This is a genomic window from Oscillibacter sp. MSJ-31 (assembly GCF_018918025.1).
Taxonomy (GTDB): domain Bacteria; phylum Bacillota; class Clostridia; order Oscillospirales; family Oscillospiraceae; genus Hominicoprocola.
In genome coordinates this window covers 31,546-42,767 of the sequence record NZ_JAHLPT010000014.1, presented here as the reverse complement: position 1 = coordinate 42,767, position 11,222 = coordinate 31,546, and the positions used below count along the sequence as shown (strand labels likewise).

The following is an 11,222-nucleotide window of genomic DNA, read 5'->3' as shown; positions in this document are numbered from 1 at the left end:
AAGCAAAGTCCCCGGGGACTTTGCCGTGGTTTCCCGGTGATTTTACGCGGAAAAGTATACCTTCTTTTGCAAAAAAATGACTGCGGACGGCCTGAAATGTAGGGATCAGCACCCTGAAATGCGTCGCTCCGCCGCCCCCGCGCCGTTTTTTGACATCAAAACATCCGGCTTACTCTTGACAAGCCGCCGCAATGATGTCATAATATTTTCCATGAAATGACATCATAATGTCAAACCCCGTCGAATTATGGGGTCTGACCGCACCAAAGGGGGAATTTCGGTGGAAGAAGCCAAGGTCAAGCTGCTCGTCTACGCCACGCCGGACGAGCGCACGCGCATCAAGCTGGCCGCGACCAAGCTCGGCATGAGCATGACGCAGTTCATGCTCGACACCATCATGGAGCAGGTCGTAAGCGTCGAGGAGCTGGAGCGAAAGGGGGCGGAGAGCAAATGAAGACCGTCGCCATCATGAACCAGAAGGGCGGCACGGGCAAGACGACCTCCGCCATCAACCTCGCCGGCGAGCTGGTCCGGCGCGGCAAAAAGGTCCTCATCATGGACATGGACACGCAGGGCAACGCCACGAGCAACCTCGAGCTGACCGACATCCCCGCCACCACGCTCGCGGACGTCATCTGCGATAAGGACCGCCGCATTCCCGACGCCATCTGCCATACGAGCGTCGAAAACCTCGATGTGATCCGCGGCGGCGCGCTGCTCGCCCCCGCGCTCACCGCCATGCAGGAGCTGCCCTTCGGCCGCGACATGACGCTCCGCCGTCTGCTCCCGCAGATCCCGCAGGACTACGACTTCGTGTTCTTCGACTGCTCGCCCTCGCTCGAGAGCCTGTTCAACATCAATGTTCTCGTCGCCGTGCAGTACATTCTCATCCCCATCAAGGTCGATAAAAACTCCATCGAGGGCTACAACGTCATGCTCGAGACGGTGCAGAATGTGCGCGAGCTGGTCAATCCGGACATCCGCGTCCTCGGCATCTTCATGACCGCCGTCGAGTCCGGCTCGACGCTCGATAAGGAGATGATCGCCTCCTTCCCGCAGATGCTGCCGGAGCTGGCGTTCCGCAGCTACATCCGCAAGAACATCGATGTGAAGAAGGCGCCGCTGGCGCTCCAGCCGCTGTGCTTCTTCTCCCCCCGCTGCGCCGCGACGGCGGACTACGCCGCGCTGTGCGACGAAATGCTGGAACGAATGGAGGGCTGAGCATGGCGAGCAAGAAATCTCCGTCCATCTTCGGGACGCTGCAAAAGACCACCGAGGCCGCCAGCGCCGTCAACGGCGAGTTTGTCCGCCAGCTGCGCGTTTCCGACCTCGAGGATAACCCCATGAACCGCTTCTCCATGGCGGAGGACGAGCAGTTCCTCTCCACCGTCGAGAGCGTCAAAAGGGACGGCTTCCTTGAGGACATCATCGTCACCCCCGCCGCGGCCGAGGGCAAATACCGCATCGTCAGCGGCCACCGCCGCGTCGCCGCCGCGCGAAAGCTCGGCAAGACGACCGTGCCCTGCAAGGTGCGCCATTATGAGGACTCCCTCGCCGAGCTGCGCGCGCTCATGGGCGCGAACCTGCACCGGCGCAATCTCTCGCCGTTTGACATGGCCCGCCAGCTCGAAACGCTGCGCGAGGTGCTCAGAAGCGAGAATAAACTCCCCGCGAACATCAAGGAGCAGTCTGAGCTCATGGCCGAGCAGACCGACCTCTCCCGCGCGACGGTCGAGCGCTATTTAGACCTCCTGAACCTTGACGAAACGCTCACCGCGTGGGCGGAGAGCGGCAAAATGACCATGACCGACGCCTACGAGCTGGCGCGCAGGAGCAACGCCCACCTCTACCCCGCCGTCGAGGAATTCGTCGCCAAGGCGGGCGAAACGGACGACTTCCCCGTCCTCGTCCATCGCGCCATCGCCTACGCCAAGGCCGCCGAGCTGCCCCCCGCGCCGCCCAAGGCCGCGCCGAACGCGCTGCGCAGCGTCGATTCCTTCGGCCGCGCCATCCGCCGCTCTACCGCGCAGCTTCGCACCCTGAAGCTCGACGACGCGGACAAGGCGACCGCCAAACGCAAGCTCGATACCTGCCTTGCCAATCTCGATGAGCTGCGCCGCACGGTCGAAGCCCTCAAAAACAGCCTCGACTGACCCCATTCGCACAAAAAAAGCTGCAAGCACCGCTTGCAGCTTTTTTCTTTGCTCATCCCTCCGCGATCTCGCCCCACGCAAGCTCCAGCGCGCCCCCGTGCAGAGCCTCTGCGCGGTCGAGCGTCAGCGCCGCGCAGGGCGTGGCCGTGACCGCAAGCTGCGCGGGCTTCTGCCGCGCAAGGGCGTCCTCCAGCGCCGCCATGCCCTCCGGCGCGGGCAGCCGCCCGTCCTGAATTGCCGCCAGCTCGACCGCGTAGGCGGCAAAATCCTCTGTCACCTCGCCGCGGTCCGCACCGCCGACCGCGACCGCCAGCGCCGAGAGCCGCTCGCGGGTGAGCGTCTGCCCGCCCGCCATCGCGGCATAGATGCGCGCCCTGCGGCGCGCGCCGTCCTCTCCCGACCGGTCGGCAAGGCCGTACTCGCGCTCCCAGCGGGAAAGCCCCGCCGCTTCCGCCTGACCGACGAGCAGCCGCGCATTGACCCGCTCCCCTGCTTCGCGCAGCAGCGCCTCGCCCGCCTCGCTTGCCTTCAGCGCCGCGCCGACCGGCTGAATTTTCGTCACGCTCTCCGGCAGTCTCATGCCGTCACCTCCGTGAGCGTCACCGTGCCGGGTACGCCGATCTCGCGCTCGCCGAGCGCAAAGCTGGTCCCCGCGCCGCCGAGCGTGAAGACCGTCACATCGGCGACCCCCTCCTGATCGAGCAGAATGGCGCTCACACGCGCGTAGCTGACGAGGCGGGTCGTTTAACGCCCCCTCGCGGCAAAACGCCGTGAAGGCCCCTTTAAATGCGTTTACGACCCCTTCGAGGCTCGCGCCCTCGCTCAGAACGACGCTCGCGGCAATGTTCAGCGGCTTTTCGACCGCTGCGAACACCTTCGCGTCCGCGCCGATGGGGCGCTTTTCGTCCACGACGCTCTGCGCCGCCGCGACCGCCGCCGCGCTCGCGGCTCTGCCGTCCTGCCCGACCGCGACAATGTCCACCGTCCCCGCGCCGCGCGCGAGGGGCAGCACGCGCACGCGCAGAAGGCCCTCCACCGTGCCGCACCACGCGGCGTAATCGTCGGCGTTGCCGCTCGCGCCCTGCCGCTTGAGGCTTTCGAGCGCGCGGGAGCGCAGCGTTTCGTCGTCCTCGCCTGCGCGGCGCTCCACGCCGCGGTCGGCGCAGACCCTTGTGAGCCACTCCCCCGCCGCGCTCGCAACGAACGCGCGCTCCTCCAGGCCGTCGATCTCCGTACTCCACAGCTCCGCGCAGCCGTCCGCGCAGGCACGCAGGAGGTCGCCCGCGAAGCTGCCCTCGACCGTGCTGCCCGCGCCCGTGTAGGCTTTTTCCATCGCGGCAAAAATTTCGTCCTTCGTCATGCCGTTTCCGCCTCCGTTTCAAAGGAATTGTACACCGTTTTCACGGTGAAGCGCACCGTCGCGCCGTCCGCGCGGTGCTCGAACGAGAAGCCCTCCACGCCCGTGATGTACGGGCAGACGAGCAGCGTCTCGGTGATGGTCCTCTTGAGCAGGCTCTCGCGGATGCCCGCGTCGCCGCTCCTGCCGAGCAGCGCGGCAAGCTCGTTGCCGTAGTCGCCGCTGTGCGCGCTGTACCTCCAGCGCGCGCACCTTGCGTCGAGCGCAAGGCGCACCCAGAGCTTCACGGCCTCGTCGCCCTCAAGCGTGTACGGCTCGCCGCCGCGCAGCGCAAGCGCGCCGCTCTCCCAGTCCACCGCCCACTCCCGGAAAAGCGGGAGCGGGCTTTCGTTTGTCTCGGGGGCCGTCCCCCAATCGGGAAAAATCATCTTCTCTCCTCCCCTACTCCACAAAAAACAGCAGCAAAAAGCCCTCCTCGCACGGCAGGAGCGCAAGCGTCCGCCCCACATCCTCCGCGCGCAGACTCATGCCCGCCGGACGGAACAGCCCCTCGCTCACCTCGCACCCGCCGACGCGGACCGTCAGGGGCGAGACGCCCGCGAGCGTCCCGAACAGCGCGCCGCCCCCGTCAAGGCTCTTTTCGGGCCGGAGCAGCGCCCACAGCTCGCTGTATACATTCATGCCTCTCCCTCCCAGATCAGCTCGGTCGTGAACAGCCCGCGCTCCCAGCGGTGCTTTACCGCCGTGAGCGGATACGCGCCGTCCAGTCCGAACTCCTTCCGGTGCAGCTCGACCATTGCGCCGCAGCGGTACCTGAGGTCGCCGCGCACCGTCAGCTCCCCGCGCAGGATACGCCCGCGCAGGCCGCCCTGCGCCTGCGCCGCAGCGTCCCCGCTTTTGCCAAGTACCCGCTGGCGCAGTCCGAAGCGGGCGAGGTCGGTCGTGTTCTGCGCCGTGGCGGCGGCCGCCCCCCTGCGGTCGATGACCGCGCAGCGGTTGACCATCTGCCTTGCGTCCGCCGTCCCGCGGCTCGCGAGCACCGTCTCCTCGGCGATGACAAAGCGCTCCTGCCCCGCCTTCGTGACCGTCAGCGCACCGTTTTGAATGGAAATTTCACGCTCCTCTCCGACCGCCTGTCGAAGAATGTCGAATGCGCGCACACCAGCGCCTGCCACCAGCCGCTTCCAGCCCGCGGGGACCTCCAGCGTCCCCACGGGAAGGCTCAGGCGCATCGCCACCGCGCGGCAGATCCCCTCCGGCGACCCGGCGAATACGCCGGACAGCTCGTTCGCCGTCAGGTACAGCCCGCGGTCGCACGCGATGAGCGTCACCGTTTCGACATTTCTCGACACCGCCTGCACCGCGCCGAGAAAGACCTCCTCCCCCGCGTCGCCGAGCAGCCGCACCGCGTCGCCGAGGGCAAGGCTCTCCTTCGGAAAATAGCGGTCGGCCGCCGCCGTGAGCAGCACCACCGTGGGCGTCACCGCCGCGTCGCCGCGGCTCTTTTCCAGCGTCACGCTCTGCGCCGCCGCGTTGAGCAATATCCCGTTTGCATACAGCTTCACAGCACCAGCACCTTTCCGACCGGTAATTTTCGCGGCTCGGTCACGCCGTTCTTCTTCGCGATCTCGCGCCAGCGCGTCCCGTCGCCGTACAACTCGCAGGCGATGCCCCAGAGCGTGTCCCCGCGCTTGACCGTCCGCGTTTTCGGCAGCACGCGCTCGTCCGCGCGCGCCGTTTTTCCCGCGCTCTGCACCGCGCCGTCTGCGTTCTTTGCCAGCTCGGACGCAAATTTATACTCGCGCAGCGTCAGCGTCAGCGTGATGTCGCCGTCGCCCTCGCGCAGCGTCTCGGTCACATCCTCGATGAGGAACGCGTCGTTGATGTCGCTGCCGGAAACGATCAGGCGCACGGGGTCGCCGCTGTCCTGCCAGGCCTTCAAAAGCGAGAGCACCTCCGCGCCGTCCGTGCCGCCGTAAAATGGCGAGCGCTCCTCCGGCAGGAATGTCGTGAACGACACCTCACGCAGCCCGCGCCCGCCCCAGAGATTGACCGTTCCGCCCATCGCAAGCCGCTCCACGCGGTTGCAGTTGGGGCGCGAAACGCGCAGCCGTTCGGGGTTGACTGTAAAGGTAAACTGCTGTTCACCGTTGTTGTGCCAAATCAAAATTGTCCGACTCTTTGCCATATTCCCCCCTATCGCACCCACGCCGCGCGGCGCAGGCCGTCGAGCAGCTCCCGCGCGACCCTCTCGGCAAGTTCCGATGTGGTTTCGTGCAGCGTTTCCGTGACTTCCGACTCACTTTCGTGCAGCGGATCCCCGCCTGCCGCGTCGTTTTCCGACTTGTTTTCGTGCAGCGTTTCCGTGATTTCCGACTCACCTTCGTGCAGCGCGCTTCCGCTTCCCGCACCGTTTTCCGACTCACTTTCGTGCAGATTCGCTCCGCCCCGCCCGTCGATTTCCGACTTGCTTTCGTGCAGGCCGAGCGCATATTCGTCCTCCGGCGCGGCGCGTTCCGATAAAAACTCCCGCTCCGTTTTCTGTAAACTGCCGTCCATTTTGTCCGAAACCCCAACATTTAGTGGTGCATCGGGCGATTTTTCGGGCAGGACTTGTGTTTTGCCGTCAGGCGGGAGCGGTTCGCCATATTCTGCCAAAAACTCACATGAGGCTTGTCCGCCCGCTTTTTCTCCATGCACGGAACGATGTCGGATTTCCGCGTTTTTTCCCGCTTTTTCCCGCACGGTGTCAGGTCGGAACGATGTGCGCGCCGATTTTTTCTGCACGGCATCGCGTCGGACTTCAGCATTTACCTGCACGACGGCAGGTCGGATTTCCGCCTTCTTGTCCGTCTCATGTGAGTCCTGTCCGCCCGCGCCTTCGTCCGTCCCGTCCGCCGTGTAGTCGAACCGCTGACCTCTTGACCGCCCGTTATCCGCCGTGCGTCTGTCCGATGTCACGGCAGGGAACGCCGCCTTTTTGTCCGTGTCCGTGCCGTGCGCCGCGGCTTCACCGGCTGTCCCGTCCGATGCCTCGGAGGAGGCGCCCGTGTCCGCGGCTTCGCCCGCGCCCGCGCTGTCGCCAGCCGTGTTCCCCGCAGGGAAGTCCGTCCTCTGCGCCGTGCCGCCGTCCATGCCCGTCCAACCGGACAGCGCGCGCACCGCCTCGGCGGCCTTCGCCGCCTCCGCGTCGGACACGAGCGCCATCACCTGATCGGGGCGGTAGCCCTTGCCCGCGCGCAGCAGCGCCGCACCGGTGCCTTGCAGCTCACGGCAGGCGGCATAGAACACCGCGCGGTCGCCGTCCGCGCCGCGCATGAGCCGTTCCAGCTCGCGGACGGGGAGCGCCTCGACCGTCACCGTCCCCAGCGTACCGGCCTCGACCGTCCCGCGTGCGCGGGCGTTGTCCGCCCGCGCCGCGAGAATGTCCCCAAGCGCCATCATTCGCCGACGCCGATGGCGTCAAGGCTCTTGAGTTCGCTCGGACGGAAGGTGAACGGCAGGCTCTGGCCGTTGACCTCGCCGATCTTGTAGTTGATGAACGGCAGCTCCGTGAACGCCACGCCCGCAATGGCGTAGCGCTCCTCCTGCCCGTCCACGCTGTCCGGGTCCTTGAGCGCGGTCGTGATGGTGCAGCGCTTGTCCACGCCGCGCCGCGCCTCGTCAAGCACCTCGTAAAAGCGGGTGTAGACCTGCTTGAGCTTCATCGTACCCTCGCCGGAATAGCCGGTGATCTTGCTGTCCACATCCATGCCGAGCTGCACGCGCTCGCGCTGCAGCTTGACCTTGACCGTGATGCTCTCCAGCTCCGCGATCAGCGCGCCGTCCACCCAGACGGACGCGAACGAGCCGGAAAGCGTGCGGTTTGCCTGTAACTGTGCCATATTTTTTACCCTCCTTTTACATCGCGATCCTGAGCGTCAGATCCTCCATCGCGTCACAGAACGTCAGGGAAGCCTCCAAAAAGACCTCGCTGCCGGTGTTCGCGCGGAGAATTTCTGCGTCGGACATCTCGCCCGTGTCCGTGCCGTGGCTCTCCAGCCAACCGCGCTGGCCGGACAGGGACACACGGCACGCGTTGTCCGCCGTCTTGTCCAGCACATCGCCCTCGAGCGCCTTGAAATAGGCGTTGATGGCCGTCACGAGCAGCAGCTTGTTGTCGTAATCGTTCAGCACGCTGCCGATGTAGCCCTCGCGGAAGGTGCGCGTGATGTCCGCGCGGATGAGGTCCACGCCGTCCACGATCTTGATCTTTCGGAACGCCGCGCCGTGCGCGGTCGTGACCGTGGTCAGCGAGTTGACCGCGCGGCCGAGGCAGTAGCCCTCGCCGTTCGGCACGAGGATGAGCTTGCCCGCGTCGATGGCGGCGTCCGCGTCGCTCTGCGCGCCGCAGGAGACGACCTCGCTCAGCTTGGCATAGGTCGCCGAGCGCGTGAGCGGCGTCGCCGCCAGCAGACCCGCAATGCGCGCGGCGTAGTTGTCCGCCGTCACCGCGCCGTCGGTGAGTGCGATGTCCTCCGCGCAGAGGTTGATGATGCCCTCGTCGTCGGGCGCCGTCGCGTTGGCGACGACCGCCTTCACGCCGCGGCCCTTGGCGCGCTCGGCCTTGATGTAGCTGATGACCTTCGCCTGCGTCAGGCCCGGCGCGGCAAGGTAGTCAAAGTCCAGCGTGTCGAGCGCGGTAAAGGTGTCCGCCTCATCGCTCCCGATGCGCAGCACCGCCACCTTGCTCGGCGCGGCCAGAAAGCACAGCTTCAGCAGGCGGTAATTTGCCGCCGTGAACTTGCTCTCGTCCACCTCGCTCAGACTGCGGTACACGGCGCTCGCCGCGCCGCCCTTGGTCGCGTCCGTGACAGCCAGCGCCACGACCCCGCGGCTCGAGCGCTTGACGGCGCTCACCGCCGCCGTTTCAAAGGAAATGTAAATTTCCGGTAAACCCATTTCGGTTTCTCCTCCTGTTATCAAATCAGTTGCTTTCGTTCCAATGCAGCACCTGCATCGTTTCGCCGCCCTCGCCGCCGCCGTCCGCCTTGGGCGGCACGCTTCGCGTCAGCGAGAGCGTAAAGCGCAGCTCGTCGCCCTCTGTCTCCAGGCCCTGCGGGGACAGCACGCGCCGCACCTTGCCGCCGCCCGGCACGCCGGAGGGCAGCGCCATCGGAATGCCCCGCAGCAGCACGGGGACCAGCGCCGCGAGCCTCCCGTTTTTGTCCGACCGCTCGCGGTCGCCCGCGCACGTCACCGTCACGCGGTAGCGATGCTCCACCTGCGCCCCGCCCGCGCACAGCACCGCGCCGTCCTCCCGCGCGTCCACGGTAAGAAGCGGGTACTCGCCCGTGTGCCTTGCGGGGGCGCACACGGCGTGAATGCCGCTCTCCTGCTCCAGATAGGCGCGCACGCCCTCTTTGATGTCGTTCAATTTCTCACCTCCGACTCATGTGAGTCTTGTCCGCCGCCTCCCAGCGGCATTACGAAGCGTCCCCGCTCCGCGAGCACCGCTTTTGACCGCGCAAAAGCGGTGGGAAAACGCGCACGGGCTTTGCCCGTGACCCATTCATTGTCCGCCCCTGCCACACTGATGCTGCCCGCGCTGTGCAAAGAACTGCCTGCCGGTTTTTTTGCGGCTTTCGATCTGGTCTGCTCCTTGCCGCCGCTGCCGCTCTGCGGCGGGGTTTCGGACAAAACTCACATGAGTTTTCGTACCAGATACGCAGCAGCGGCTGAGCGGAACAAGAAGCACACCAAGTCGTCAGAAGCTCCTGCACCCCCGTACTGTTCCCAAAAAGTTGGCTTCCCTCGGCAGTCCGGGGGTCAAGGGGCTTGCCCCTTGTGTTTCTCTGGGGGTCGCGCAGGGGGTGGTCTCTTTCAAAAGAGACCATCCCTTGCGAACCGCCAGAGGGCGTCAGCCCTCTTTGTGAGCTGTGCCGCTCTCGGCATTCCCCGCGCGGCTCCGCGCAAAGCGGGTTCTCTTTCAAAAGAGACCATCCCTTGCTGGCCGTCAGAGGGCGTCAGCCCTCTTGATCTGCCGTGCCGCCCTCGGCACTCTCCTGTGAAGCAGGTACGGATACCTCCGTAACCTCCACCACCGTCACGCAATGGCTCGGATAGCGCACGCTGTCGCTGGCGCGGGCGTGGTACACACGCCCGCTTTTGTCCGAAACTGTCACGCGGTCGCCGAGCCGCAGCCAGACCTCGGGTGGCGTGAAGAGCGAGAGCGCGTAGCGGCTCTCGCACAGCGCCTCTCCCGCGCCGCGCACCGACGGCGCACTCGTGAGTGCGCTGCGGCTGAGCACGCAGGGAATATCGACATAGACCGCCCGCTCCGTCCCGTCGGACAACGGACGAAATACGCAGGCCGTGCGGTCGAAGGTGCGCCGCAGCGCCCTTGTCATCCTCGCGCCGCGCATTTTCAGCCCTCTCGGAGCGTTCCGAGCCTGCACCACGGCGCAAGCAGCACGCTTTCGGCGTTTTTCCCGTCCAAATAGGTCACGGATGTGTCGCCGCGCGTGATGCTTTTCACGTCGGACTCACGTGAGGCCAGTCCGACCAGCACCGCCGCGACCGCCTCGCCGAGCGGTTCGCCCGCAAGCGCCTCCGCCTTCGTCAAAATAGCGTCCCGCTGCGAGAGCGTCACGCCGCCCATTTAGTTGCCTCCCGCGGCCTGCGCGGGTTCAACGATCGCGCCGAGGGAAACGACGCTCTTCGTCGGCACGAACAGGTCGTAGAGGTAGCGCGCCTGAATGGCGGTGCCGTCGAAGAACTGGTTCTCCTCGGGGCCGAACTGCTTGATGGAGTCGAGCTTGCTCACCGCCAGCGGCGCAGAGCAGTGCGCGAGCAGCACGTTGATGTCCTGTGCGCCGGTCGCGGACACGATGCCGCCGCTGTTGCCGCTGCCGGTCTGCACCGTGACGGCGGTCTTCATGCGGCTCTGCGGCACGAAGATGCACGGCAGGTCGTCGAGCAGCATCACATTGTCGTAGGTCACGCCGTTGATGCTCACGCCCGCGCCGAATGTAATGCTGTGGTAGGTGCCGGTCGCCGCGGCGAGGAACTCGCTCTTATTCTTGTGGGAAACGAGCGCCACATAGCCGTCCATGACCTCCGCGTCGTCGCGCACGGTCTGCAAAAGGCCGCAGACCTTCTCGATGATGTTGCTCTTGGTGAGCGCCGCGGACATGATGTGCGTTCCCTTGTGGGCGGTGTCGGCGTTCGCCAGCGCATAGAGCTTCTGGATGCGGTAAGCGTCCTGCTCGCGCACCAGCGCGTTTCGCGCGAACTCGCGGATCACATTCTCCGCGGTGGCAAGGAAATTGGTGTCGTTGGGACTGGTGCGGTCGAGCGCGAACTTCACGCCGCGGTCCATCGCCAGGGTGTAGGTCGTCCAGTCGTTCGAGACCGTGCCGCTGGGGTAGGCGCTGCCGTCGCTCTTGGTGGCGTCGTAGTTGCCCAGCCCGCTGGTCGAGAGCGTGGAGATCTCCACATCGCGGCCGCCGGTGAAGCGCACCTTGCCCGCCTCCGGGATCATCCAAGCGGTCGCGGACGCGGCCACCAGCTCCTCGTCAATGAACTGCTGATATGCCTTTGCGTAATCAAATGCCATTATATTACCTCCGGTAATCAAATTTCACCCTCTTTGGGGTGTCAGAGCCGCGCCGCCTGAAAGGGATCGCAAAAGGAAGAAAGAGAAAAAAGGAGGACCCTTTCCCGCTGAGCAT

General features: G+C 65.7%; 15 protein-coding genes. 3 read left to right on the top strand and 12 right to left on the bottom strand.

The window, feature by feature from the left end; genetic code table 11:
* Positions 1-280: 280 nt before the first annotated feature.
* The 3 genes from KQI17_RS09760 to KQI17_RS09750 are packed head-to-tail and all read left to right on the top strand — an operon-like array spanning position 281 to position 2,153.
* Entirely contained in the window at positions 281-454 is a 174-nt protein-coding gene (locus KQI17_RS09760) for a hypothetical protein (RefSeq protein WP_178821606.1), read from the top strand.
* The gene (locus KQI17_RS09755) at positions 451-1,221 is read left to right on the top strand and encodes a ParA family protein (RefSeq protein ID WP_216495968.1); all 771 of its coding nucleotides are present in this window, start codon (positions 451-453) and stop codon (positions 1,219-1,221) included. The genes KQI17_RS09760 and KQI17_RS09755 overlap by 4 nt, the downstream gene beginning before the upstream one ends.
* Positions 1,222-1,223: 2 nt before the next feature.
* On the top strand, positions 1,224-2,153 hold the full coding sequence (locus tag KQI17_RS09750; protein ID WP_216495967.1) for a ParB/RepB/Spo0J family partition protein: 930 nt from the start codon (positions 1,224-1,226) through the stop codon (positions 2,151-2,153).
* A 52-nt stretch (positions 2,154-2,205) separates the two neighbouring features.
* On the opposite strand, the gene KQI17_RS09745 is transcribed toward KQI17_RS09750, so the two are convergent.
* The 12 genes from KQI17_RS09745 to KQI17_RS09690 form a co-directional block, all read right to left on the bottom strand.
* On the bottom strand, positions 2,206-3,513 hold the full coding sequence (locus KQI17_RS09745) for a baseplate J/gp47 family protein (protein WP_216495966.1): 1,308 nt from the start codon (positions 3,511-3,513) through the stop codon (positions 2,206-2,208).
* Complete coding sequence (locus KQI17_RS09740; protein ID WP_178821616.1) at positions 3,510-3,938, bottom strand: DUF2634 domain-containing protein; 429 nt, start codon at positions 3,936-3,938, stop codon at positions 3,510-3,512. Before KQI17_RS09740 ends, KQI17_RS09745 begins: the two co-directional genes overlap by 4 nt.
* Positions 3,939-3,951: 13 nt before the next feature.
* Positions 3,952-4,191 (bottom strand): hypothetical protein, encoded by a 240-nt coding sequence (locus tag KQI17_RS09735; RefSeq protein ID WP_178821618.1) that lies wholly within the window; start codon positions 4,189-4,191, stop codon positions 3,952-3,954.
* Positions 4,188-5,075, bottom strand: a complete 888-nt coding sequence (locus KQI17_RS09730; RefSeq protein WP_216495965.1) for a hypothetical protein — start codon at positions 5,073-5,075, stop codon at positions 4,188-4,190. Before KQI17_RS09730 ends, KQI17_RS09735 begins: the two co-directional genes overlap by 4 nt.
* Positions 5,072-5,698 carry a LysM peptidoglycan-binding domain-containing protein gene (locus KQI17_RS09725; protein ID WP_216495964.1) on the bottom strand — a complete coding sequence of 209 codons (627 nt, stop codon included), beginning with the start codon at positions 5,696-5,698 and terminating at the stop codon, positions 5,072-5,074. Before KQI17_RS09725 ends, KQI17_RS09730 begins: the two co-directional genes overlap by 4 nt.
* A gap of 8 nt (positions 5,699-5,706) precedes the next feature.
* Positions 5,707-6,954: a hypothetical protein gene (locus KQI17_RS09720; protein WP_216495963.1), complete on the bottom strand. Its 1,248-nt coding sequence runs from the start codon at positions 6,952-6,954 to the stop codon at positions 5,707-5,709.
* Positions 6,951-7,394 carry a phage tail tube protein gene (locus KQI17_RS09715; RefSeq protein WP_216495962.1) on the bottom strand — a complete coding sequence of 148 codons (444 nt, stop codon included), beginning with the start codon at positions 7,392-7,394 and terminating at the stop codon, positions 6,951-6,953. The genes KQI17_RS09720 and KQI17_RS09715 overlap by 4 nt, the downstream gene beginning before the upstream one ends.
* A gap of 16 nt (positions 7,395-7,410) precedes the next feature.
* Complete coding sequence (locus KQI17_RS09710; protein ID WP_216495961.1) at positions 7,411-8,451, bottom strand: phage tail sheath subtilisin-like domain-containing protein; 1,041 nt, start codon at positions 8,449-8,451, stop codon at positions 7,411-7,413.
* 25 nt (positions 8,452-8,476) lie between these two features.
* The gene (locus tag KQI17_RS09705) at positions 8,477-8,926 is read right to left on the bottom strand and encodes a hypothetical protein (RefSeq protein WP_216495960.1); all 450 of its coding nucleotides are present in this window, start codon (positions 8,924-8,926) and stop codon (positions 8,477-8,479) included.
* 589 nt (positions 8,927-9,515) lie between these two features.
* Positions 9,516-9,914, bottom strand: coding sequence for a hypothetical protein (locus tag KQI17_RS09700; RefSeq protein WP_216495959.1), 399 nt, complete (start codon positions 9,912-9,914; stop codon positions 9,516-9,518).
* 2 nt (positions 9,915-9,916) lie between these two features.
* A complete protein-coding gene (locus KQI17_RS09695; protein WP_216495958.1) occupies positions 9,917-10,150 on the bottom strand; it encodes a hypothetical protein in 234 nt (77 codons plus the stop codon).
* Positions 10,151-11,107: a hypothetical protein gene (locus KQI17_RS09690; RefSeq protein WP_216495957.1), complete on the bottom strand. Its 957-nt coding sequence runs from the start codon at positions 11,105-11,107 to the stop codon at positions 10,151-10,153.
* Between the last annotated feature and the right edge of the window lie 115 nt (positions 11,108-11,222).

Coding starts and splice junctions, on each gene's coding strand:
- KQI17_RS09755 (WP_216495968.1), top strand. CDS start 451: ATGAAGACCGTCGCCATCATGAACCAGAAGGGCGGCACGGGCAAGACG.
- KQI17_RS09750 (WP_216495967.1), top strand. CDS start 1,224: ATGGCGAGCAAGAAATCTCCGTCCATCTTCGGGACGCTGCAAAAGACC.
- KQI17_RS09745 (WP_216495966.1), bottom strand. CDS start 3,513: ATGACGAAGGACGAAATTTTTGCCGCGATGGAAAAAGCCTACACGGGC.
- KQI17_RS09740 (WP_178821616.1), bottom strand. CDS start 3,938: ATGATTTTTCCCGATTGGGGGACGGCCCCCGAGACAAACGAAAGCCCG.
- KQI17_RS09735 (WP_178821618.1), bottom strand. CDS start 4,191: ATGAATGTATACAGCGAGCTGTGGGCGCTGCTCCGGCCCGAAAAGAGC.
- KQI17_RS09725 (WP_216495964.1), bottom strand. CDS start 5,698: ATGGCAAAGAGTCGGACAATTTTGATTTGGCACAACAACGGTGAACAG.
- KQI17_RS09720 (WP_216495963.1), bottom strand. CDS start 6,954: ATGATGGCGCTTGGGGACATTCTCGCGGCGCGGGCGGACAACGCCCGC.
- KQI17_RS09715 (WP_216495962.1), bottom strand. CDS start 7,394: ATGGCACAGTTACAGGCAAACCGCACGCTTTCCGGCTCGTTCGCGTCC.
- KQI17_RS09710 (WP_216495961.1), bottom strand. CDS start 8,451: ATGGGTTTACCGGAAATTTACATTTCCTTTGAAACGGCGGCGGTGAGC.
- KQI17_RS09700 (WP_216495959.1), bottom strand. CDS start 9,914: ATGCGCGGCGCGAGGATGACAAGGGCGCTGCGGCGCACCTTCGACCGC.
- KQI17_RS09695 (WP_216495958.1), bottom strand. CDS start 10,150: ATGGGCGGCGTGACGCTCTCGCAGCGGGACGCTATTTTGACGAAGGCG.
- KQI17_RS09690 (WP_216495957.1), bottom strand. CDS start 11,107: ATGGCATTTGATTACGCAAAGGCATATCAGCAGTTCATTGACGAGGAG.